Genomic DNA, 277 nt, shown 5'->3' with positions numbered 1-277 from the left:
GGTGTCAAATGGGCTAATCCATCATCCGTGAGATTGCTGCACGCGCTTAGATTGAGATGCTGTAAAGCCGTTAAGGGTGTCAAATGAGCTAAGCCTGCATCAGTGAGTTTTCGACAGTAGCTTAGATCGAGATGCTGTAAAGCCGTGAAGGATTTCAAATGGGCCAAGCCTGCATCGCTGAGATCCTTGCACTTATTTAGATTTAGATACTGCAAAGCCGTTAAAGGTGTCAAATGGGCTAATCCATCATCCGTGAGATTGCTGCACGCGCTTAGAT

The 277-nt window shown here is 46.2% G+C and carries 1 protein-coding gene; it reads right to left on the bottom strand.

From position 1 onward, the window contains the following. Window positions 1-277, bottom strand: a 277-nt coding sequence (locus tag TY19_RS03865) for a hypothetical protein (RefSeq protein ID WP_042280393.1), incomplete at both ends; no start/stop codon positions are given.

It is taken from the genome of Candidatus Protochlamydia sp. R18 (genome assembly GCF_000648255.1).
Lineage (GTDB): Bacteria > Chlamydiota > Chlamydiia > Chlamydiales > Parachlamydiaceae > Protochlamydia > Protochlamydia amoebophila.
This window is presented reverse-complemented; position numbering and strand designations above follow the sequence as displayed.